Origin of the sequence: Pseudomonas sp. 10B238 (assembly GCF_000970615.1) — a bacterium.
Lineage (GTDB): Bacteria > Pseudomonadota > Gammaproteobacteria > Pseudomonadales > Pseudomonadaceae > Stutzerimonas.
In genome coordinates this window covers 45215-65874 of the sequence record NZ_KQ033936.1, presented here as the reverse complement: position 1 = coordinate 65874, position 20660 = coordinate 45215, and the positions used below count along the sequence as shown (strand labels likewise).

Annotated in this window: 19 protein-coding genes; 13 read left to right on the top strand and 6 right to left on the bottom strand. The window is 62.5% G+C overall.

The genetic code is table 11. From position 1 onward, the window contains the following. Nucleotides 1–100 precede the first annotated feature (100 nt). From RT21_RS15650 to RT21_RS15635, 4 genes are all read left to right on the top strand, one after another. Nucleotides 101–418, top strand: coding sequence for a DUF2388 domain-containing protein (locus RT21_RS15650; RefSeq protein ID WP_046163447.1), 318 nt, complete (start codon nucleotides 101–103; stop codon nucleotides 416–418). A gap of 85 nt (nucleotides 419–503) precedes the next feature. Further along, nucleotides 504–827, top strand: coding sequence for a DUF2388 domain-containing protein (locus RT21_RS15645; protein ID WP_045422760.1), 324 nt, complete (start codon nucleotides 504–506; stop codon nucleotides 825–827). Then, nucleotides 824–1144 (top strand): DUF2388 domain-containing protein, encoded by a 321-nt coding sequence (locus RT21_RS15640; protein WP_045422762.1) that lies wholly within the window; start codon nucleotides 824–826, stop codon nucleotides 1142–1144. The genes RT21_RS15645 and RT21_RS15640 overlap by 4 nt, the downstream gene beginning before the upstream one ends. Before the next feature lie 44 nt (nucleotides 1145–1188). Next, nucleotides 1189–3108, top strand: a complete 1920-nt coding sequence (locus tag RT21_RS15635; protein WP_046163577.1) for a DUF7844 domain-containing protein — start codon at nucleotides 1189–1191, stop codon at nucleotides 3106–3108. A gap of 618 nt (nucleotides 3109–3726) precedes the next feature. On the opposite strand, the gene polA is transcribed toward RT21_RS15635, so the two are convergent. Further along, nucleotides 3727–6471 carry a DNA polymerase I gene (polA, locus tag RT21_RS15630; protein ID WP_046163446.1) on the bottom strand — a complete coding sequence of 915 codons (2745 nt, stop codon included), beginning with the start codon at nucleotides 6469–6471 and terminating at the stop codon, nucleotides 3727–3729. A 76-nt stretch (nucleotides 6472–6547) separates the two neighbouring features. Between polA and RT21_RS15625 the strand changes: the two genes are divergently transcribed. The 4 genes from RT21_RS15625 (at nucleotide 6548) to ppnN (ending at nucleotide 9594) form a co-directional block, all read left to right on the top strand. After that, nucleotides 6548–6829, top strand: a complete 282-nt coding sequence (locus RT21_RS15625; RefSeq protein WP_046163445.1) for a DUF2782 domain-containing protein — start codon at nucleotides 6548–6550, stop codon at nucleotides 6827–6829. A gap of 30 nt (nucleotides 6830–6859) precedes the next feature. Beyond that, nucleotides 6860–7810, top strand: coding sequence for a homoserine kinase (locus tag RT21_RS15620; protein WP_046163444.1), 951 nt, complete (start codon nucleotides 6860–6862; stop codon nucleotides 7808–7810). Nucleotides 7811–7933: 123 nt separating this feature from the next. Further along, nucleotides 7934–8224 (top strand): hypothetical protein, encoded by a 291-nt coding sequence (locus RT21_RS23630; protein ID WP_156155723.1) that lies wholly within the window; start codon nucleotides 7934–7936, stop codon nucleotides 8222–8224. Further along, nucleotides 8221–9594 carry a nucleotide 5'-monophosphate nucleosidase PpnN gene (gene ppnN / locus RT21_RS15615; RefSeq protein WP_046163443.1) on the top strand — a complete coding sequence of 458 codons (1374 nt, stop codon included), beginning with the start codon at nucleotides 8221–8223 and terminating at the stop codon, nucleotides 9592–9594. The genes RT21_RS23630 and ppnN overlap by 4 nt, the downstream gene beginning before the upstream one ends. A gap of 144 nt (nucleotides 9595–9738) precedes the next feature. Here the strand turns inward: ppnN and RT21_RS15610 are convergent, their stop codons facing one another. Then, nucleotides 9739–10518, bottom strand: coding sequence for an MBL fold metallo-hydrolase (locus tag RT21_RS15610; RefSeq protein WP_046163576.1), 780 nt, complete (start codon nucleotides 10516–10518; stop codon nucleotides 9739–9741). Between the two features lie 220 nt (nucleotides 10519–10738). Here RT21_RS15610 and RT21_RS15605 point away from each other — a divergent pair, with 220 nt between their 5' ends. Next, nucleotides 10739–11578, top strand: coding sequence for a helix-turn-helix domain-containing protein (locus RT21_RS15605; protein WP_234463454.1), 840 nt, complete (start codon nucleotides 10739–10741; stop codon nucleotides 11576–11578). 141 nt (nucleotides 11579–11719) lie between these two features. Here RT21_RS15605 and RT21_RS15600 read toward each other — a convergent pair whose 3' ends face one another. The 3 genes from RT21_RS15600 to RT21_RS15590 all read right to left on the bottom strand — a co-directional run bounded on the left by RT21_RS15600 (nucleotide 11720) and on the right by RT21_RS15590 (nucleotide 15831). After that, nucleotides 11720–12427, bottom strand: coding sequence for a TSCPD domain-containing protein (locus RT21_RS15600; protein WP_046163442.1), 708 nt, complete (start codon nucleotides 12425–12427; stop codon nucleotides 11720–11722). Nucleotides 12428–12475: 48 nt separating this feature from the next. Continuing rightward, nucleotides 12476–14626: an adenosylcobalamin-dependent ribonucleoside-diphosphate reductase gene (locus RT21_RS15595; RefSeq protein ID WP_046163441.1), complete on the bottom strand. Its 2151-nt coding sequence runs from the start codon at nucleotides 14624–14626 to the stop codon at nucleotides 12476–12478. 152 nt (nucleotides 14627–14778) lie between these two features. Then, the gene (locus tag RT21_RS15590; protein WP_234463453.1) at nucleotides 14779–15831 is read right to left on the bottom strand and encodes a zinc ABC transporter substrate-binding protein; all 1053 of its coding nucleotides are present in this window, start codon (nucleotides 15829–15831) and stop codon (nucleotides 14779–14781) included. Nucleotides 15832–15862: 31 nt separating this feature from the next. Between RT21_RS15590 and RT21_RS15585 the strand changes: the two genes are divergently transcribed. The 4 genes from RT21_RS15585 to RT21_RS15570 are packed head-to-tail and all read left to right on the top strand — an operon-like array spanning nucleotide 15863 to nucleotide 18414. Beyond that, nucleotides 15863–16348, top strand: a complete 486-nt coding sequence (locus tag RT21_RS15585; RefSeq protein ID WP_045431415.1) for a Fur family transcriptional regulator — start codon at nucleotides 15863–15865, stop codon at nucleotides 16346–16348. Next, nucleotides 16345–17115, top strand: a complete 771-nt coding sequence (gene znuC, locus RT21_RS15580) for a zinc ABC transporter ATP-binding protein ZnuC (protein ID WP_046163440.1) — start codon at nucleotides 16345–16347, stop codon at nucleotides 17113–17115. The genes RT21_RS15585 and znuC overlap by 4 nt, the downstream gene beginning before the upstream one ends. 5 nt (nucleotides 17116–17120) lie before the next feature. Then, on the top strand, nucleotides 17121–17906 hold the full coding sequence (gene znuB / locus RT21_RS15575; protein ID WP_046163573.1) for a zinc ABC transporter permease subunit ZnuB: 786 nt from the start codon (nucleotides 17121–17123) through the stop codon (nucleotides 17904–17906). Nucleotides 17907–17928: 22 nt separating this feature from the next. Beyond that, nucleotides 17929–18414, top strand: a complete 486-nt coding sequence (locus RT21_RS15570; RefSeq protein ID WP_127840564.1) for a M48 family metallopeptidase — start codon at nucleotides 17929–17931, stop codon at nucleotides 18412–18414. A 74-nt stretch (nucleotides 18415–18488) separates the two neighbouring features. Here RT21_RS15570 and katE read toward each other — a convergent pair whose 3' ends face one another. After that, nucleotides 18489–20633 carry a catalase HPII gene (katE, locus tag RT21_RS15565; protein WP_046163439.1) on the bottom strand — a complete coding sequence of 715 codons (2145 nt, stop codon included), beginning with the start codon at nucleotides 20631–20633 and terminating at the stop codon, nucleotides 18489–18491. Nucleotides 20634–20660: the final 27 nt, after the last annotated feature.

The window sequence follows — 20660 nt, the reverse complement described above, 5'->3', positions numbered from 1 at the left end:
CTTTCCAGGCGACGTCGTCGAGCCGTAAGCTGAACGGCATGCCCCGCCCGACGGTCAAAGCGACTATCGGCGGGAAGCCGCGTCTATTCTGGAGAACACCATGAACAAGTATTTGTTGTCAGTTGCCACCGCTGCCTGCCTGGTGGCAGGCACCGCGTCGGCGGGAAGCATCACCGGCACCATCGACGCCATCGGCGCCTCGCTGGTCAACACCGTGGAAGGCACCTCCGATATCACCTCGAACCTGGGCGATGACAAGCTGGTACTCGACGCCAAGGACGATGCGGCCCGCTTCGTTGCCAGCAATGGCGAATCCCGTGGCGCTCAACTGGAAGCGGCACTGAAGCACATCCGCACCCAGGCACCGGCCCTGCACGCCACTGACCTTCAGCTGGCCGGCGCGATACTGGCGCTCTGATCCGCGGCGTGAGCGAGCATGAGGCTGGCTCTGGGGCTGGCGTTTCGCTAGCCTTGCCGGCTGATTGTCCAGCCTCAGGATTCACATGCGTTCGCTTTACCTTGTACTCGCCGGCTGCTGCGTCTGCGGCAGCGCGCAGGCCTTCGACAGCCTCATCGGCAGCACCGTCGCGTCTTCCTACGTCGCCAGCCAGGTGACCAGCGCCCCCTTCGACAACAAGCTGATCCTCAACGCCCGCGACGACGCCGCCGGGTTCGTTGCCAGCCACGGCGAGCTTCGTGGCGCTCGCCTGGAAGGAGCCTTGCGCTGGCTACGCGAGCGGCAACCGCAGCTGACGGCCAGCGACCTTGAACTGGCCGAGGCTATCCTCGTCCAATCACCCACTCCGCTCCCTCGAGAAGACTCATGAACCTCAAGCTGATCGCCGCGCCTTTTGCCCTGGCCCTTCTTGCCAGCGGTGCTCAGGCACAGACGCTGGTGGCAACCAGCAATATTGTCGTCAACGCCCTGGACCGCAGCATCAATTTCACCTCCGACGTGACCAGCCGCATCAGCGACATGAAGGTCGTCAGCGAAGCCCGCGATGAAGCCGCCGGCTTTGTCGCCAGCGGTGGTGAAATTCGTGGCGCGCGGCTGGAAGCCGCGCTCGGCCGCCTGCGCGGTGCATTCCCGGAAGCACAACAAGCCAGTGACCTGGCGCTGGCCGAAGCCATCCTCGCTCAGTGAAACCGTCCTGGGCCCGCTGGCTGGGCGTTGCGCTCACTGCGGTCATGGCGTTCGGCAATGTGTGCCTTGCCGAACTGCGCCTGACCCTGGATGACGCCGACCTGCAACCGGCCGAACGGGCAGCCAGCCAGCAATTGCTGGACGAAGCGGTAGCCGCGCTGCCGCCGCGGATGATGGAACGTCTGGACCGGGACGTCCGCGTCCGCTGGCATGACGGGCTGACCCACGAGGTTTATGGAAGTGCCGGCGGCGACCTGCTGCTGCTCAATCGGCGCCTGTTGCCAGCACTGACCGATGCCAGCGCGGCCAATCAACGTACGGAACGACCGCACGGCACGGTGCGGCGCGAGATGCTGGCGACACTGGTCCATGAGATTGCCCATCTGTATGACCGCGCCCACCTCTGGTCCGCGGAAACCCATCGGCAACTGGGTTTCTGTAATCAACGCGCCGACAGCCTCGGCCTGGTCGGGTTGCCGGACAGTTGCCGCGGCCAGACCGAGCGCCGATTTACCCTCAGTGATGATCCATATCTGCTTGATCTTGCCGGCTGGCCGCAACGCGTCGGCGAGCGTGGCGAGCGCGAGCGCGAAAATGCGCAACAGGCGCGCAGCCCCGATGCCTATGAGCTGACCAGCCCACTGGAATTCGTTGCGGTGAACTTGGAGTACTTTCTTCTGGACCCCAGCTACGCCTGCCGTCGGCCACTGTTGCATCGCTATTTCACTGAGCATTTCGGCTGGCAACCGGCCAGAGCGGAGGCATGCAAAGGCGCACTGCCGATCCTCAATGCCGGACACGACTTTGCGCGCACCCCGCTGATCGAGCTCGACCCCGAGCGCGTCTACGCCGTTGACTATCTGTTCGCCGAGGCCAACGACGCATGGGTCAGTCGCTGGGGCCACAGCATGCTGCGCCTGGTTATCTGTGCGCCAGGTCGGCCGCGCGGGTCAGACTGCCGCCTGGATCTGGACCATCACCTGGTGCTGTCTTTCCGCGCCTTCGTTGGCGACGTGCAGCTGTCGAGCTGGGACGGACTCACCGGCGTCTATCCGTCACGCCTGTTCGTCCTGCCGCTGGGCCAGGTGATCGACGAGTACACCAAGGTCGAACTGCGCAGCCTCGCCTCGATCCCGCTGAAACTGCAGCGTGACGAGATCGAGAACCTGGTGACCCGCAGCGCCGAAATGCACTGGAGCTACGACGGTGATTACTACTTCCTGTCCAACAATTGCGCGGTGGAAACGCTCAAGCTGCTACGCAGCGGCACCGCCCGCCCCGAACTCGTTGCGCTGGACAGCATCCTGCCCAGCGGCCTGCTGGAGCTCCTGATCAGCCGTGGCCTGGCCGATGCCAGCGTACTCGACGACCCACAAGAGGCGCTGCGCCTGGGGTATCGCTTCGATTCCTACCGTGATCGCTACCAGGCCATGTTCACCGTGCTTCGCGAGCGTCTGGGCTTGCCGCAGACGGATGTCGAAGCCTGGCTAGAGCTAAGCGCCGAACAACGCCGTCCTTGGATCGAAAAAGCCGACCTGCGCGCCAGCGCTGCCCTGCTGCTGGTCGAACAGGCGGCGCTGCGCCGGCATCTGCTGCTGGCTCAAGAAGAGTTGAAAAATCGTTATCTGAGCGGCCGCGAGCACGGCGACAGGAGCCTGGCCAAGGCGGACGAAACCCTGCAGGGCATCCTTGCCAACAGCGGTTATCTGAGCCAGCCGGCGCAATTGCTCGACGGCAACGGCTACGGGCTACCGCAGGCCAGCGAATGGCAGCGCCTGGAGTCGGAAAGCAACCAACGCCAGGCGCGCTTGAATCAGCTTACCGATGCGCTGAACGCCGAGGTGCGCCTGTTGCTCGGCGAAGAGCGACGGCTGGAGCTCGAGAGCGTCGAAACCAATCTGGCGCAGATCAGTGAACACCTACGCGGATTGCACAAGGCTGGCGGGGGTCTGCAGCTACCCTGACCCCCGTCCGCCGCGCCGTGCCCCCGTTAACGCCGATCTCGGAGGCGCCAGCTTGCTGGCGATACACATCCCGCGCAAGGTGCTAGGCCATGCGCAACGCCCATGATCACGGGCAAGAATTGGGGCGCCTCCCTCGCTCCTACAAAGCGAAGCGGATCGGCAGCGCCACATGAAGGCGCAGCCGGAGGCACCTGCCAGCAACGTGCCGGTACTTTTTCCGAGGCGAAAAAAAACCTCGAACTTCGTTGGGGGAGGGGGAAGTTCGAGGTCTAAATCCGGAACGCCATAGGCGTATCCAGAGATCTGCCAACACTTAACACAACAAGGAGCATCGAAGGGCTTTTACACCCTTCGTAGCCTATGACCAGGCTTCCGATCCGTCAGTTCAATACGGATCGAAAAATAATTTCATAACGGGGCGTGACCGCTCTAAAACGGGGCGTCCCGAGGCTGCACGAACGCGACGCGCCCTTGTCCAGCCGCCTCTCACCGCATTTTCACGCAGCTTCCCTAACCTGGCGCATTCCGCCAACGCCCCTTTCCGGCTATCCGCTGTGAGAACTGACGTCTGCTCGCCGCTGAGCGAGCCGACTACGGAACGTCGACTCGCAGGTGTCGTCAGTGCGCCTCGTCCCAGTTATTGCCGACGCCCGCCTCGACCAGCAGCGGCACGTCCAGCTGGGCTGCTCCGCTCATCAACGGAAGAATCTGCTCGCGAACCTGCTCGACCAGATCCTCACGGACCTCGACCACCAATTCATCGTGCACCTGCAGGATGACGCGCGCATCCAGCCCGCTCTCCTGCAGCCAGTTGTCCACCGCGATCATGGCGCGCTTGATGATGTCCGCCGCGGTGCCCTGCATCGGCGCGTTGATCGCCGTGCGCTCGGCACCTTTGCGCATGGCGCCATTCTTCGAGTTGATCTCGGGTAAATACAGCCGCCGGCCGAACAGCGTCTCCACATAGCCCTGCTCCGCGGCCTGGGTGCGGGTGCGTTCCATGTAGGCGAGCACGCCGGGGTAGCGGGCAAAGTAGCGGTCGATATAGGCCTGTGCTTCGCCACGCGAAACGTCGATCTGCTTGGCCAGGCCAAAGGCGCTCATGCCATAGATCAGACCGAAGTTGATCGCTTTGGCGCTGCGCCGCTGATCGTTGCTGACCTGGTCCAGCTCGACGCCGAACACTTCGGCCGCCGTGGCACGGTGGACGTCCAGGTCGTTCTGGAAGGCGTACAACAGCCCGGCGTCCTGCGCCAGGTGCGCCATGATGCGCAACTCGATCTGCGAATAGTCGGCGGCCAGCAGCTTGTAACCCGGCGCCGCGACGAAGGCCTGACGGATCCGGCGGCCTTCTGCCGTGCGGATCGGGATGTTCTGCAGGTTCGGGTCGCTGGAAGACAAACGTCCGGTCGCGGTCACAGCCTGGTGGTAGCTGGTGTGGATACGTCCGGTGCGCGGATTGATCTGCTGTGGCAGCTTGTCGGTGTAGGTGCCTTTGAGCTTGCTCAAGCTACGGTGCTGCATGATCACCTTGGGCAGCGGGTAGTCCCGCTCAGCCAGCTCGGCCAGCACGCTTTCCGCCGTAGACGGCTGACCGCCAGCGGTCTTCGACAGCACCGGGCAGCCAAGCTTGTCATAGAGGATCGCGCAGAGCTGCTTCGGCGAGCCCAGGTTGAATTCCTCGCCGGCGATCTCGAACGCCTCACGCTCCAGCTCGACCAGCTTGTTACCCAGCTCGACGCTCTGCAGCCCGAGCAGATTGGCGTCGACCAGCGCGCCGTTGCGCTCGATGCGCGCCAGCACCGGCACCAACGGCATCTCGATTTCGTTGAGGACCTTGAGCAGCGAAGGTGTGGCTTCGAGCTTGCTCATCAGCGTTTGGTGCAGGCGCAACGTCACGTCGGCGTCTTCCGCTGCATAAGGCCCGGCCTGCTCGACGGCGATCTGGTCGAAGGTCAGCTGCTTGGCGCCCTTGCCGGCGATGTCCTCGAAGCGGATGGTGCCGCGGCCCAGGTACTTGAGCGCCAGGCTGTCCATGTCATGGCGGGTCGCGGTGGCGTCGAGCACGTAGGATTCGAGCATGGTGTCGAAGGTCATGCCCCGCATCTCGATGCCGTAGTGCATCAATACGTTCATGTCGTATTTGCCGTGCTGGCAGATCTTGCGCTTGCTCGGGTCTTCCAGCAGCGGCTTGAGCGCCGCGAGCACGGCGTCGCGATCGAGCTGCTGCGGCACGCCCATGTAGCTGTGGGCCAGCGGTACGTACGCCGCTTTGCCCGCTTCGATGGCAAATGACACGCCCACCAGCTGTGCCTTCTGCGCATCGAGGTTGGTGGTTTCGGTGTCGAAGGCGAAGCAATCGGCGGCCTTCAGTTGTTCAAGCCAGGCGTCGAACTCGGCTTGCTCGAAAATCGTGCTGTACTCGGCTTCGGCCTGGATCGAACAGCCCTCGGGCTGCACCTCGCAATCCCCTCCGGCGGCCTTGGCTTCACGCAGCAGATCGTCAAGCCAGTTCTTGAACTCCAACTCGCGATATAAGGCGATCAGCGCCTCGCGGTGCGGCTCACCGGGCATCAGGTCGCCGACCTGTACGTCCAGCGCCACATCGATCTTGATCGTTGCCAGCTCGTAGGACATGAACGCAGCGTCACGATGTTCCTCGAGTTTCGCGGCCAGCGACTTGGCACCGCGGATCGGCAGGTCGCAAACCTTGTCGAGATTCTCGTAGAGCCCCTTGATGCCGCCTTCGATGCCGTTGAGCAGGCCGCAGGCGGTCTTCTCACCAACGCCAGGAACGCCGGGGATGTTGTCGACCTTGTCGCCCATCAGCGCGAGGAAGTCGATGATCAGCTCCGGACCAACGCCGAACTTGTTCTTCACGCCTTCGATGTCATAGACGCTGCCGGTCATGGTGTTGACCAGGGTGACATGCGGACACACCAGCTGCGCCATGTCCTTGTCGCCGGTGGAGATGATCACGTCGCGTCCCAGCGCCGCGCATTGGCGCGCCAGTGTTCCAATCACGTCGTCGGCTTCGACGCCGTCGACGCACAGCAGCGGCATGCCAAGGGCGCGGACGCTGGCATGCAGCGGCTCGACCTGGCCGCGGAGGTCGTCGGGCATCGGTGGACGGTGGGATTTGTATTCAGCGAACAGCGTGTCGCGGAAGGTCGGGCCCTTGGCATCGAAGACCACCGCGAAGGGGCTGTCCGGGTACTGCCGGCGCAGCGACAGCAACATGTTCAGCACGCCCTTGACCGCCCCGGTGGGCTTGCCGGTCGAGGTGGTCAGCGGCGGTAGGGCGTGGAAGGCGCGGTAGAGGTAGGACGAACCGTCCACCAGAACGAGAGGCGCTTGGCTCATGAGCAGGATCAACCTTTTCGACGGGTCCGCGGCTAGAATGCACAGGACCACTTGACGACAAAGGGACAAGGTTATCATGCGCACATTCAAACCTTTGCTGCTGGCCGGGCTGCTGGCACTGGTGCCGCTGAGCGGTTTCGCTCAGGAATCGGTCGATGGCGAACCCGACGTCACAATTCGCCAGGAAGGTGATCGCACGATTGAGGAATACCGGGTCAATGGCTTCCTCTATGCAGTGAAGATCACGCCCAAGGTCGGCAAGCCGTACTTCCTGGTGCGCGCCGATGGCGACAGCAACTTCATCCGCGCCGATAAGCCGGACATGCTGATCCCGGCCTGGAAAATCTTCAGCTGGTAACCTGGCAGCACACCTAACGGAAGGCAGCCCATGTCGGTTTTTACGCCCCTGCAACGCGAAGAGCTCGAGGTATTCCTGGCGCCCTATGGGCTTGGGCGGCTGCGGGATTTCGAGGGCATCGCGGCTGGCAGCGAAAACAGCAATTTCTTCGTTAGCCTGGAGCAGGGTGAGTATGTACTGACCCTGATCGAGCGCGGCCCGCGCCAGGATCTGCCCTTCTTCATCGAGCTGCTCGACGTGCTGCATCGCGCCGGACTGCCGGTGCCGTATGCCCTGCGTACCGACCGCGGCGAAGCGCTACGTACGCTGGCGGAGAAGCCGGCCCTGCTGCAACCGCGCCTGGCCGGCAAACACGTCAGTGCACCCAACCCCCATCAGTGCGCTGAAGTGGGTCGGTTACTGGCGCGACTGCACCTGGCGACCCGCGACCACATCATCGAGCGGCGCAGCGACCGTGGGCTGGACTGGATGCAGGAAGAAGGCCCGAGCCTGGCGCTGTCGCTAGACGACGCGCAAATGCCGCTGCTGCGTGACAGCCTTGCAGAGATTGCCGAACTGAAGCCGAAGCTTCTGGCGCTGCCGCGAGCCAACCTGCACGCTGACCTGTTCCGCGACAACCTGCTCTTCGAGGGCAGCCACCTGACCGGCGTGATCGACTTCTACAATGCCTGTTCCGGGCCAATGCTCTACGACATAGCCATCGCCATTAACGACTGGTGCTCGCACCCCAACGGCGAGATCGATGAGACGCGCAGCCAGGCATTGCTGGCTGCCTATTCCAGCCTGCGCCGCTTCACCCCGGCCGAGGCCGAACTATGGCGCCCGATGCTACGCGTCGCCTGCGTGCGTTTCTGGCTGTCGCGCTTGATCGCGGCGCAGAAGTTCGCTGGCCAACCGGTGTTGATCAAGGATCCCGACGAATTCCGCCGTATGCTTAGCGCCCGTCAGCACTGCCACAGCGCCCTGCCGTTTGCCTTTTAAGGCCCTCTTCAAGCGGAAGGCCGCCCCGCGCGCCGTGCCGGAAAAACCCTTCACGCCGTGCGCAATCAAACAGCCATGCTCGCGGTCAAAGTTCCTGCACCTAAGACCGTACGGGATGTACGCATGAACAGAGCAATGCCCCAGGAGGGGATTTCAGGAACGTTTTCGCCGGTTAAACGTCAAGTACAGCCCGTCCAGGCGCATCGTTGCACCTGGAAAGATACAGCCGGCACCAGCAAGCAGCTTGCGGCTATGGGTTTAGCCGCTGCGCCGAGCAGCAACCCTGTCCCCTGGCGCACTGCCCGCTCGGACGGCCCTATTCATACGCCGCTGCCCACCGCCGTGGCGCTCAACATCCTGATGCACCTGCCCGTCTCGGCCAGGCCGCATTGTTTTCAGGGAAAACACGCATGACCTCACGCTATGTAATCAATGCCTCGGTTACCCCGAAAGGTAGTCTGGAGACGCTGTCCCAACGGGAAGTCCAGCAACTGAGCGAAGCTGGTTGTGGCAGTACGTACACGCTGTTCCGCCAGTGCGCCTTGGCCATTCTCAATACCGGCGCGCGCATCGATAACGCCAAGACCATCCTTGAGGCCTACGACGACTTCGAAGTACGTATCCACCAACAAGATCGCGGTGTGCGTCTGGAATTGCTCAATGCGCCGGCCGATGCCTTCGTCGACGGCGAGATGATCGCCAGCACCCGCGAAATGCTGTTCAGTGCGCTGCGTGACATCGTCTACACCGAAAGCGAACTGGGAAGCCCGCGCATCGACCTGAGCAGCTCCCAGGGCATCACCGATTACGTCTTCCATCTACTGCGCAACGCTCGCACGCTGCGTCCCGGCGTCGAGCCGAACATGGTGGTGTGCTGGGGCGGACACTCGATCAGCACCGAGGAATACAAGTACAGCAAGCGCGTCGGCCACGAGCTGGGCCTGCGCAACCTGAATATCTGCACCGGCTGCGGCCCTGGCGTGATGAAGGGCCCGATGAAGGGCGCGACCATCGCTCATGCCAAGCAGCGCATCGTCGGCGGCCGTTACCTGGGCCTGACCGAGCCGGGCATCATCGCCGCCGAGGCGCCGAACCCGATCGTCAACGAGCTGGTGATCCTTCCGGATATCGAAAAACGCCTGGAAGCTTTCGTCCGCGTCGGTCACGGCATCATCATCTTCCCCGGCGGCGTCGGCACGGCGGAGGAATTCCTCTACTTGCTGGGCATTCTGCTACACCCGGACAACCGCGACGTGCCCTTCCCGGTCATCCTCACCGGCCCGGAAAGTGCCGCGCCGTATTTGCAGCAGCTGCGTGACTTCGTCGGCGCCACCCTCGGCGAAAAAGCACAGGGCTTGTACCAGATCATCATCGACAACCCGGCCGAGGTAGCCCGGCAGATGTCCGAAGGCTTGAAAGCGGTCAAGCAGTTCCGCCGTGAGCGTAACGACGCCTTCCATTTCAACTGGCTGCTGAAAATCGAGGATGGCTTCCAGCACCCGTTCGACCCGACTCACGAAAACATGGCCAGCCTGCAGCTGACCCGCGACGTGCCGCCCCATCTGCTGGCGGCGAACCTGCGTCGGGCGTTCTCCGGGATCGTCGCGGGTAACGTCAAGGACAAGGGCATTCGCCGCATCGAGCAGTTCGGCCGCTACGAAATCAATGGCGACACGGCGATCATGAAGCCACTGGATAAGTTACTGCAGGCATTTGTCCAGCAACACCGCATGAAACTCCCCGGCGGCCGACCCTACGAGCCGTGCTATCGCGTAGTGACCTGACGGAGCGGGCCGTGGGCAATGCAGCATCGACGTCCGATCTGTCGTGGAGCCGCAAGCAGCAGCTGCGCTCCCCCTCGGAGCCCCGGCCCACCTCCGCATCATGGAAACCATGCACGCCTCCATAGCTGTCTGTTGAGTATCGGCTCAATCATTCACTGTTAACGTCTGCCCATCGGCCGGGATAACCAGCCGGTGGGCCACACCGGCGCCAATCGCTGCAGCTGCCAATTCCGCTCGGGTAACTGGGCAATGGCTGATCGCTTCTAGATGGTTGGCAATCACCCTGCCCCGACTCAGTTGCGTGAACTCAAGTACCTCGTCTACGCCCATGATGATCTCATCGCCTATGTCGAAACGTGCACCCCCTGCGGGAACGACGCAGACCTGAGGTTGATGCCGCAAGACGAACTCCCGAACTGTCGCAGTGAGAAGGGTGTCGCCAGCCAGATACAGGCTGGGCTCGTTGGGTAGCTCAATCAGATAGCCGACGCCGTGCTCCATCAGCTTCCCGACCAGGCCCTTGCCATGAGTGCAGCCGACCGTGCGGATAACCCCACCCAGAAACGGGCTCGGCTGCTCATGATCGTCAGGAAGCGACTGGACGTTCAGGCCCCGTTCCGCGAGATGCGACGCATCGTGCGGGGTGCAGATGACGGGCGTCTGCCGCTCTCTAAGCCAGTGCTTGGCTGCCCGGTCGAGGTGATCGAAGTGGCCTTTCTGGCAGTGGGTAATCAAGCAGTGCGTCACCTCCTCGAGCGCATCGCCTGTTGAATCGGGCAGATCAACTACCGGGTTTCTCTGCCTAGCGGACAGTATCCGCAGGGGAGGAAGCGCTCCTTTTCTGGCCAGCATGGGGTCGACGAGAATGCGGTAAGGACCCAGTTCGACAATGATTGTGGCGTTGCGAATTTGCTGAATTTTCATGATGAAGCCCCCTTCAGGTATGACTTCATGGTGCCAATCCATCGCCGTCGCCATAATGGCCAACTTAGACATATTCAGTTCATTTCAAGCCATGACCAGAACCCTTCAGGTAGGCCTTCTCCTGTACCCCGGTTGCATGCCTGCCGGGCTGCTCGCTTTTGCGGATATGCTGCATGCCGCCAACCGTCGAACCGGGCAGCAGCTTTTTGAAACGCGCTTCATGGCCTTGCATAAAGGACCGATTGCCTGTGCCCATGGCCTGATTCTGGAAGCAACACACGCCATCCATGACGGTGCGCTCGAAGCCTTACTGATACCTGGGTTCTGGGCAGAGTCGGCGGAACATATCGACACGGCGTTGGCAGCCAATGCAGATCTCGTGGCGGCCTTATCGATACGAGGAAAACGTTGCCAGTTATGGAGCTACTGCGTGGGTGTTTGCCTGGCTGCTGCGAGTGGCCGGCTGAGTAATCAACACGCGACCGTGACCTGGTGGTTGGCTGACACCATGCTCAAGCGTTATCCGAAGGTTCGCTGGCAGATCGAGCAAAATTGCGTTTTCAACGAGCACAACGCCACCGCTACGGGAGTGAATGGCTATCTACCCATTGCACAGTCGCTGATCGAGCAACACGTCAGCCCAGCGATCTTTCGTGACCTCATCAAATTGATGGTGCTCCCACGCCCTGCACAGGCACATGACGTCTTTCAGGCCATAAGCCTCATCAAGCAGCCCAGCACGCTACTCCGTCAGGTACACGCCCTAGTGGAAAGGCTGCCGGCCGACCAAATCACCCTGTTGAAGCTGGCGTCTGAACTGGGCATGTCCGAGCGCACGCTGGCACGCAAGGTGAGAAGCGAGGCAGGCGTACCGGCGGCCACCTACGCACGGCGCATCAAGTTGAGCCAAGTCGGTGAACGCCTCACCCTGACCTCAGCACCGGTCAACGCCATCAGTACAGAGTTGGGTTTCAGCAGCGACGCCAACATGCGACGGATGTTCAAGGATTTGACTGCACTCACTCCGGCAAAGTATCGACAGCAATTTTCTCGCTGCTAGTCGCTGGGCAGATTGGTTCTGCCAGATACGCCGGCGTATCGCCCGCTTGCTACAGCGGCTGGCCAGGTTTTCTGGTAGCCAGTGGGTTGGCCCTAGCCCCGATAACGGCCCAACCGGCGTTAGCCCCAGCGACACCAACCCTCAACCACACTTGGAATTGCCGCAATTCAGGCAAGTGGCGCAGCCATCCATCTGCACCACCGCCTGGGTGTTGCACTTGCTGCACAGCTGCGCACCGGCCGGGAAGCCCTCGCCCGGCTCGACGGTCACCGCCCCCTGGCTGGCCTCGTAAGCGGCGCGCTTTTCCGCCAGGTACTTGAGCTGAGTCTCGTCCAAGGCATGACCTTCGAGCATGCCGATGTGGATTAGGTGGCGCTCCAATACGCCGCCGATCTCCGCCACGATGGATGGCATATAGACGCCGCCCTTTTTCAGATAGCCGCCGCGGGGATCGAACACCGCTTTCAGCTCCTCGACGAGGAAGGTGCAGTCACCCCCCTTGCGGAACACTGCAGACATGATCCGGGTGAGCGCGACGATCCACTGGAAGTGATCCATGTTCTTCGAGTTGATGAAGATCTCGAACGGCCGCCGCTGCTCGTGGGGCGTGCCGGCGTTGAGGACCACATCGTTGACGGTGACGTAGAGCGCATGTTCGAACAGCGGCGACTTGATCTTGTAAGTCATGCCGACGAGTGTTTCGGGGCGCTGCAAACTTTCATCCATTTCCACCACGGTGGCCTTGCCAGTGGCCTTGCCAGTGGCGTTGTCGGCGGTGACGGCGGGGCGCTCCAAGGTCTCGTCGACGACCTTGAAGCCCTTGATGCGCTGAGTGATCTTTACGGTCATTGCATGTTCTCCACGGACGGTGCGAGCCGCCCGGCTATCAGTCGGGACTCAGTATTTGCCGTAGTAGCCTTCTTTCAAGGCGTCGAACAGGTTGGCGGCAGAATTGACCTCACCGTCGTACTCGACTTCTTCATTGCCTTTCAGCTCGACCACACTGCCGTCCTCGAGAATGAAGCGGTACAGGGTCTTTTCCAGATCCGCTTCCTTGACCAGCACACCTTGGAACGCCGCCGGATTGAAGCGGAAAGTGGTGCAGCCCTTGAGACCTTGGCGCCAGGCATAGCGGTAGATGTCCTTGAACGCCTCGAATGGGTAGTCGGTGGGCACGTTGGCGGTCTTGGAAATCGACGAGTCGACCCACTTCTGCGCTGCGGCCTGAATGTCGACGTGCTGCGTCGGGGTGACATCGTCGGCAGTGATGAAGTACTCCGGCAGCTGCTCGCCCGGCTCGGTCGAGCCCGGCTTGGCGCGCGAGTTGATCAACGTGCGATAGGCCAGCAGCTCATAGCTGAACACCTCGATCTTTTCCTTGGCCTTGCGCCCCGCGCGGATCAGGTTGCGCGAATAGTGATGGGCGAAGCTTGGCTCGATGCCATTGGAGGCGTTGTTGGCCAGGCTCAGGCTGATGGTGCCAGTGGGCGCGATGGAGCTGTGGTGGGTGAAACGTGCGCCCTGCTCGGCCAGCTGATCGATCAGCTCGGGCGCGTATTCGGCGATCTTCTGCATGTAGCGCGAATACTTCGCGTGTAATACGCGGCCCGGCACCTGATCGCCCAGCTTGTAACCATCGGCTTTCATTTCTGGACGCTTGCGCAGCATCTCGGCGGTGACTTCGAAGATTTCGGTCAGCAGAGGCGCCGGGCCTTTTTCCTTCGACAGATCCAACGCCTGCTCCCAGCCGACCAGCGCCATCTCGCGCGCGACTTCTTCGGTGAAGACGCAAGCTTCGGCGCTGCCATAGCGCAGTTTGAGCAACGTCAGTGCCGAGCCGAGCCCGAGGAAACCCATGCCGTGGCGGCGCTTGCTCTCGATTTCGTGGCGCTGCTGCGCCAGCGGCAGGCCATTGATCTCCACCACATTGTCGAGCATCCGAGTAAACACACGCACCACTTCGCGATACTTGTCCCAATCGAAGCGCGCATCGGCGCCGAAGGGGTCAGTGACGAAGCGGGTCAGGTTGATCGAGCCCAACAGGCAAGAGCCGTAGGGCGGCAGCGGCTGCTCGCCACAGGGATTGGTCGCGCGAACAGCTTCGCACCACCAGTTGTTGTTCAACTGGTTGACCCGGTCGATGAGGATGAAGCCCGGCTCGGCGTAGTCGTAGGTGGAGACCATGATCATGTCCCACAGATGTCGCGCCTTGACCCGCCCGTAAATCTTGCAGGCCACGAGGCCGTCGTCGCGGACGATGTAGCCGTCATGGCTCGGCCATTCGCGCCACACCACCTGTTCGGCATCGGCCAGATCAAGCTCGGCTTTTTCCTTCATGTGCAGCGGGAAAATCAGCGGCCAGTCCGCATCGCTTTCCACCGCCTGCATGAACTCGTCGGTGATCAGCAGGCTGAGGTTGAACTGACGCAGCCGGCCGTCTTCACGCTTGGCGCGGATGAACTCGCGCACGTCCGGATGGCCGACGTCGAAGGTGCCCATCTGCGCGCCGCGGCGCCCACCGGCGGAGCTGACGGTGAAGCACATCTTGTCGAAGATATCCATGAACGACAGCGGCCCGCTGGTATGCGCGCCTGCGCCAGAGACGAAAGAGCCGCGCGGCCGCAGGGTGCTGAATTCATAGCCGATGCCGCAGCCGGCCTTGAGCGTCAGGCCGGCTTCATGCACCTTGCCGAGGATGTCGTCCATCGAGTCGGTGATGGTGCCGGACACGGTGCAGTTGATCGTCGAGGTGGCCGGTTTGTAGTCCTGCGCGCCGGCGTTGGAAATGATCCGCCCGGCGGGGATGGCGCCGTTGCGCAGCGCCCAGAGGAAGCGTTCGTACCAGTGCTCACGGGCATCCTGTTCCTCCACATCAGCAAGCGCGCGGGCAACCCGCTGCCAGGTGGCGTCGACGCTGTCATCAACGGCGCTACCGTCCTTGCGGGTCAGGCGGTATTTTTGCGCCCAGATGTCTTCGGAGGCCGTCTGAAGAGCGATTTCTGGGGTGGTTTTCGTCTCTGCCGTGATGGGCCCGTCCGTCTTCGCCATGCGCTGCGCATCCTCGTGTCGATGGAGTGGAAACCAAAGCACGAAGCATAGCCATGAGCGCCAGAAGCACTATGACGCGCATCAAGTCGGCCGACGGACGACCCGGACAAGCGCCGGGCGGAGCGTTGCCGCCGAGCGCTATGAACCAAGGGTCAGAGCGATTCCAGACATTCCGCCAGCGAGCGACCGAGGTTATCGATCAACTGCTCGTAGCCGCCCGCCGAGGCGTCGATGCCATGACCCAGCGCGTCCAGCTCGGTCACCTTGACTGGCAGTCCCCGGATCAGGCTATCCGCCAGACGCGGACGAACCGGTGGCTCGTAGAACACGCAGCTCGGACCGGCCTGTTCCAGACGCTCTCGCATGGCGGCAACATGTCGCGCGCCGGGCTGGGCTTCGCCACCGGCGCTGAACACGCCTGCGTGTTTGATCCCATAAGCGGCTTCGAAATAATCGAAGGCTTCATGGAAGACGAAGAACGGCTTGGTTCGGGTTTCGCTCAGGCGCTGGCTGAGCCGCTTATCCAGCGCATCCAGCCGCTGCTTGAATGCGGCCAGGTTGGCTCTGTAGCGCTCAGCGTTGGCCGGGTCGGCCTTGGCCATGTCCTGCGCCATGCCTTCGGCGATGGTCACCGCATTGGCAGGCAACAACCAGAGGTGCGCGTCCAGGCTGCCGGGACGATGGGCGTGGTCGTGTTCCTCGTGGTCGGCGGCGGCTTCATGAGCGTGGTCGTCATGTTCATCATGTGCCTGGTCGGAATGCTCGCCGTGCGCCTCGTGTGCATGCTCGTCGTGACGATCATGCTCGGCTTCGTGCTCGCCGGCTGCGTCGCCGAAGTGGCGCAGGGTCAGTCCGGGCAGCGACTGTATCGCCACGCTCGGCCGCTTGCGGCCTTCCAGCACCGGCGCGAGAAAACCTTCCATGTCCGGACCGATCCAGTAGAACAGATCGGCGCTGCGAATCTGCCGTACGTCGGACGGGCGCATGGCGTAATGGTGGGGCGAGGCACCCGGCGGCAACAGAACGGCAGGCTTTCCGACACCGTCCTGAACGGCAGCGGCGATCAGCTGCAGCGGCTTGATGCTGGTCAGCACCTCGATCTCGGCATGGGCTTGGGCGCTGCTGAACAGGCTAGCGGTCACTAGAAGAGGTATCGAAAAAAGACGAAACACGGGCAACACTCGATTGAACTGAATGGGTAACATAATAACGTCTCTCAACCACATCGTCTCGCTCATGCCCAAGTCTCCGCTGGCCTGCACGCCCCACGACCACAACCACTGCGTCAGCCATGCTCTGGCCGAAGCCGACCTCCTCTGCGAACGTTCCGGTGTGCGCCTGACCGCCCTGCGCAAACGCGTACTGGAGCTGGTCTGGCAGAGCCACAAGCCGCTCGGCGCCTATGACATCCTCGCCGAGCTGACGGCCCAGGACGGCCGCCGCGCCGCGCCGCCTACCGTTTATCGCGCGCTGGATTTCCTGCTTGAGAACGGGCTGGTGCACCGCATCGCCTCACTCAACGCGTTCATCGGCTGCAACCACCCCGAACACCCGCATCAGGGCCAGTTCCTGATCTGCCGCAACTGCCATACCGCCATTGAGCTTGAGCGACCTGCCATCAGCGAGGCCATCAATCAGGCCGCGCACAGCGTCGGTTTCCAAGTCGAAGGTGAGACGGTCGAGGTCGTTGGTCTGTGCGCCCCCTGCAGGAACGCGGCATGAACGAAGCGTTGATCCGCCTGGACGATATTCATGTCCGCTTCGCCAACCAGGCGGTGCTCGAAGGCGCTCAGCTGCAGGTCCACCGGGGCGAGATCGTGACCCTGATCGGCCCCAACGGCGCCGGCAAGACCACTCTGGTGCGCGCCGTGCTCGGCCTGCTCAAGCCGGACAGCGGCACCGTCTGGCGCAAACCCAAGCTGCGCGTCGGCTACATGCCGCAGAAGCTTAACGTCGACCCGACCCTGCCCCTGTCCGTACTGCGCTTTCTGCGCCTGGTGCCGGGAGTGTATAGAGCCGCGGCGCTGTCGGCGCTTAACGAAGTGGGCGCCGAGCACGTCATCGACAGTCCGCTGCAATCGGTTTCCGGCGGCGAGATGCAACGGGTGCTGCTGGCCCGCGCGTTGCTCCGTGAACCGGAGCTGCTGGTGCTGGACGAGCCGGTCCAAGGTGTCGATGTGGCCGGCCAGGCCGAGCTCTACCGGCTGATCGGACGATTGCGCGAGCGCTATGGCTGCGGCGTACTGATGGTGTCCCACGACCTGCATCTGGTGATGAGCGCCACCGACCAGGTGGTCTGCCTGAATCGCCACGTCTGTTGCTCCGGCCACCCGGAACAGGTCAGCGCTGACCCGGCGTTCGTCGAACTGTTCGGCCAGGATGCTCGCAGCCTGGCGGTCTATCACCATCAGCACGACCACAGCCACGACCTGCACGGCAGCGTAGTGACCGGCAAACCTCACGTCCACGGCCCGAACTGCAAGCATTGATCGATATGCCAGATTTCCTACTGAATGCCCTGCTCGCCGGCCTCGCGCTGGCGTTGGTCGCCGGCCCGCTTGGCTCCTTCGTGGTCTGGCGGCGGATGGCCTATTTTGGCGACACGCTGTCCCATTCCGCCCTGCTTGGTGTCGCGCTGGGTCTGATGCTCGAGGTCAACCTGACCCTGGCGGTCATCGTTTGCTGCGTGCTGCTGGCGGTGCTGCTGGTGACCTTGCAGCAGCGCCAGCCGCTGGCTTCGGACACCCTTCTGGGTATTCTCGCCCATAGCACGCTGTCGCTTGGACTGGTGTCGCTGAGCTTCATGCAGGACGTGCGCATCGACCTGATGGGTTATCTATTCGGCGATCTGCTGGCCGTCAGCCCGACCGATCTGGCCTGGATCGTTGGTGGCAGCGCCTTGGTGCTGCTGGCGCTCATCCCGCTATGGCGGCCCTTGCTAGCGGTTACCGTGCACGAGGAACTGGCCAAGGTAGAAGGCTTGCCGGTGGCCGCCATCCGCCTGGCCCTGATGTTGTTGATCGCGATGGTGATTGCCGTAGCGATGAAGATCGTCGGTGTGCTGCTGATCACCTCACTGCTGATCATTCCGGCCGCTGCCGCTCAGCGCCATGCACGCACGCCGGAACAGATGGCCCTGGGTGCCAGCCTGCTGGGACTGCTGGCGGTCTGCTGCGGACTTGCATTGTCCTGGTATCAGGACACGCCGGCCGGCCCGTCTATTGTCGTCTCGGCGGCCGCGATATTCCTGCTCAGTTTTGCCTGGCCGCGTAGGGCCTAACGCGATGACTGCTGCGCCTGCCATGCTCAAATACCTGCAGGGTTACCCCGAATCATTGCAACAACAGGTTCGTCAGCTGATCGCCGAGCAGCGTCTGGGCGACTACCTTGAGCGCCGCTATCCGCAACGCCATCAGGTGCAGAGCGACAAGGCGCTGTACGGCTATGTGCAGCAGCTGCGCCAGAGCCACCTGAAAAGCGCGCCGAACATCGACAAGGTGCTCTACGACAACCGCCTCGACCTCACCCATCGCGCGCTGGGCCTGCACACCGCCGTTTCACGCGTCCAAGGTGGCAAGCTGAAGGCGAAGAAGGAGATCCGCGTCGCTGCGCTGTTCAAGGAAGCGGCGCCGGAATTCCTGCAGATGATCGTCGTGCATGAGCTGGCGCACCTGCGCGAGAGCGATCACAACCGCGCCTTCTACAAGCTCTGCGAACACATGATGCCGGGTTACGCGCAGACCGAATTTGACTTGCGCTGCTACCTGCACTGGCGCGAGCTGAGCTGAGCTGACACGCAGCCTCCAGGCATAAAAAAGGCGGCTCGGAACAAACTGAGCCGCCTCTGGACATGCCGCTAGGATCAGGCCGGAACCTGCTCCGCAGCCGCCTCGCGCGCCCAGATGCGATGCTGCGCCAGGGCCTGGGCGAACGCCGTGAATACCCTAGCAACATCACCGTCATCACCGGCCACCAGACCGGCATCCTCCGGCAGGTTGAGTGCGGTTAGCAGCTGCCGCGCCTCGCCCAATACCGCGATGGGCTTGAGGTGCTTGTAGGCCTCGAGCAGGTAGTGCTTAGCCACGCCATTCTTGGCCATGGCCTGCACGCTCTGCGCGCCGCCCGGGACGAAGACCGCGTCGAAGGCGATCGAGGGCATGCCATCCATCGCTGCATCAGGCGTGAGCATCGTGCCGTCAGCCGCCTTGACCGGAGCCGGTGACGGACCGATCAATTTGGCGATTGCACCCTCGTCTGCCAGCTTCTGCTTGAAAGCCTCGATAGCCTTACCGTCCACGCCGTTGGCGATAAGGATCGCCACTTTGCGCGACTTGATATTGCCGGATAGGTGATTCATCAGGCTCAGCGCCGGTGAGCTGGCCGGGTTCGGCTGCTTGAGGCTGACTGTCGGCGCGGTCGGCGGCGTGACGCCGATGTTTTCAGCAACCCGGCGAGCCAGTTCCAGATCGATATTGGCAAGGATCTCGTTGACCTGACGCTCGCGGATGAAGACGCGCTCGACCTTGCCCAACTCGAAGCTGTAGGCGCCGATGATGTGCTCCTTCTCCGGAGCGCTCATGCTGTTCCAGAACAAGGTCGCCTGGGAGAAGTGGTCGCCGAACGAAGGGCTGCGTGCCCGCACCTTATGGCCTTCCATGCGCTCCGGATAGCTCTCGAACCCGCCGCCGCTGGCTGCTGGCGGGGTTTCTTTCGGCCAGCCGCTGTCGATGGAGTTGGGCTCGTAGTTAGCGCGGCCCTTGTTGATGGTTTGCCGGTGAAACGCATCACGCTGGTTGTTGTGTACCGGCGCAATCGAACGGTTGATCGGCAGTTCGTGGAAGTTCGGCCCGCCCAGACGCAGCAATTGGGTATCGGTGTAGGAAAACAGCCGGCCCTGCAGCAGCGGATCGTTGGTGAAATCGATGCCGGGCACGATGTGGCCGATGTGGAAGGCGGCCTGCTCGGTTTCGGCGAAGAAGTTGTCCGGGTTGCGGTTGAGCGTCATCTTGCCGAGCTTCTGCACCGGTACCAGCTCTTCCGGAATGATCTTGGTCGGGTCGAGCAGGTCGAAATCGAACTTGTGCTCGTCGGCCTCTTCCACCACCTGTACACCCAGCTCCCACTCGAAATAGTCGCCCATCTCGATGGACTCCCACAGGTCGCGGCGGTTGAAGTCCGGATCCTTACCGGCCAGCTTCAGCGTCTCGTCCCAGACCAGGGAGAAGGCGCCGGCTACTGGCTTCCAGTGGAATTTGACGAAGCGGCTCACGCCCTCGGCATTGATCAGGCGGAAGGTGTGCACGCCGAACCCTTCCATGGCACGCAGGCTACGCGGGATACCGCGGTCAGACATGGCCCAGATGACCATGTGCGCCGACTCGGGGGTCAGTGAAACGAAGTCCCAGAAGCTGTCATGGGCCGACTGGCCCTGCGGAATTTCGTTGTGCGGCTCGGGTTTGACCGCATGCACGAAGTCGGGAAACTTGATCGCATCCTGAATGAAGAACACCGGCATGTTGTTGCCGACCAGGTCGAAGATGCCCTCGTCGGTGTAGAACTTGGTGGCGAAACCGCGCACGTCACGCACGGTATCGGCCGAGCCACGCGAGCCCTGCACGGTGGAAAAGCGCACGAACACCGGGGTTTCCTTGCCCTTGCCGGCGAGGAATGAAGCCTTGGTCAGCGCGCTGTGGTCGTCATAGCTGACGAACACGCCATGGGCAGCCGAGCCGCGGGCGTGGACGATGCGCTCGGGGATGCGCTCGTGATCGAAGTGGGTCAGCTTCTCGCGCATGATGAAGTCTTCGAGCAGCGAGGGTCCCCGTTCGCCTGCCCTCAGCGTGTTCTGGTTATCAGCGATCTTGACGCCCTGGTTCGTGCTCAGGGCCTCGCCTGTGGCATCGGAACGAAAGGTTTCGAGCTGATCGAGCTTGGCGTTGTGGTTCTTGCGATCGACAGTGTCGGTACCGGCGAGCTCGCTGTTCTTAGGATCTTTGTTGTCCGTCATCATGGGCCTCGGTTGAGCGGGTGTGCT

What these genes read in the sequence shown, in the direction of transcription:
- RT21_RS15650 (WP_046163447.1), top strand. Translation starts at nt 101, where the DNA reads ATGAACAAGTATTTGTTGTCAGTTGCCACCGCTGCCTGCCTGGTGGCA.
- RT21_RS15645 (WP_045422760.1), top strand. Translation starts at nt 504, where the DNA reads ATGCGTTCGCTTTACCTTGTACTCGCCGGCTGCTGCGTCTGCGGCAGC.
- RT21_RS15640 (WP_045422762.1), top strand. Translation starts at nt 824, where the DNA reads ATGAACCTCAAGCTGATCGCCGCGCCTTTTGCCCTGGCCCTTCTTGCC.
- RT21_RS15635 (WP_046163577.1), top strand. Translation starts at nt 1,189, where the DNA reads ATGGCGTTCGGCAATGTGTGCCTTGCCGAACTGCGCCTGACCCTGGAT.
- polA (WP_046163446.1), bottom strand. Translation starts at nt 6,471, where the DNA reads ATGAGCCAAGCGCCTCTCGTTCTGGTGGACGGTTCGTCCTACCTCTAC.
- RT21_RS15625 (WP_046163445.1), top strand. Translation starts at nt 6,548, where the DNA reads ATGCGCACATTCAAACCTTTGCTGCTGGCCGGGCTGCTGGCACTGGTG.
- RT21_RS15620 (WP_046163444.1), top strand. Translation starts at nt 6,860, where the DNA reads ATGTCGGTTTTTACGCCCCTGCAACGCGAAGAGCTCGAGGTATTCCTG.
- RT21_RS23630 (WP_156155723.1), top strand. Translation starts at nt 7,934, where the DNA reads ATGAACAGAGCAATGCCCCAGGAGGGGATTTCAGGAACGTTTTCGCCG.
- ppnN (WP_046163443.1), top strand. Translation starts at nt 8,221, where the DNA reads ATGACCTCACGCTATGTAATCAATGCCTCGGTTACCCCGAAAGGTAGT.
- RT21_RS15610 (WP_046163576.1), bottom strand. Translation starts at nt 10,518, where the DNA reads ATGAAAATTCAGCAAATTCGCAACGCCACAATCATTGTCGAACTGGGT.
- RT21_RS15605 (WP_234463454.1), top strand. Translation starts at nt 10,739, where the DNA reads ATGGCCTTGCATAAAGGACCGATTGCCTGTGCCCATGGCCTGATTCTG.
- RT21_RS15600 (WP_046163442.1), bottom strand. Translation starts at nt 12,427, where the DNA reads ATGACCGTAAAGATCACTCAGCGCATCAAGGGCTTCAAGGTCGTCGAC.
- RT21_RS15595 (WP_046163441.1), bottom strand. Translation starts at nt 14,626, where the DNA reads ATGGCGAAGACGGACGGGCCCATCACGGCAGAGACGAAAACCACCCCA.
- RT21_RS15590 (WP_234463453.1), bottom strand. Translation starts at nt 15,831, where the DNA reads ATGTTACCCATTCAGTTCAATCGAGTGTTGCCCGTGTTTCGTCTTTTT.
- RT21_RS15585 (WP_045431415.1), top strand. Translation starts at nt 15,863, where the DNA reads ATGCCCAAGTCTCCGCTGGCCTGCACGCCCCACGACCACAACCACTGC.
- znuC (WP_046163440.1), top strand. Translation starts at nt 16,345, where the DNA reads ATGAACGAAGCGTTGATCCGCCTGGACGATATTCATGTCCGCTTCGCC.
- znuB (WP_046163573.1), top strand. Translation starts at nt 17,121, where the DNA reads ATGCCAGATTTCCTACTGAATGCCCTGCTCGCCGGCCTCGCGCTGGCG.
- RT21_RS15570 (WP_127840564.1), top strand. Translation starts at nt 17,929, where the DNA reads ATGCTCAAATACCTGCAGGGTTACCCCGAATCATTGCAACAACAGGTT.
- katE (WP_046163439.1), bottom strand. Translation starts at nt 20,633, where the DNA reads ATGACGGACAACAAAGATCCTAAGAACAGCGAGCTCGCCGGTACCGAC.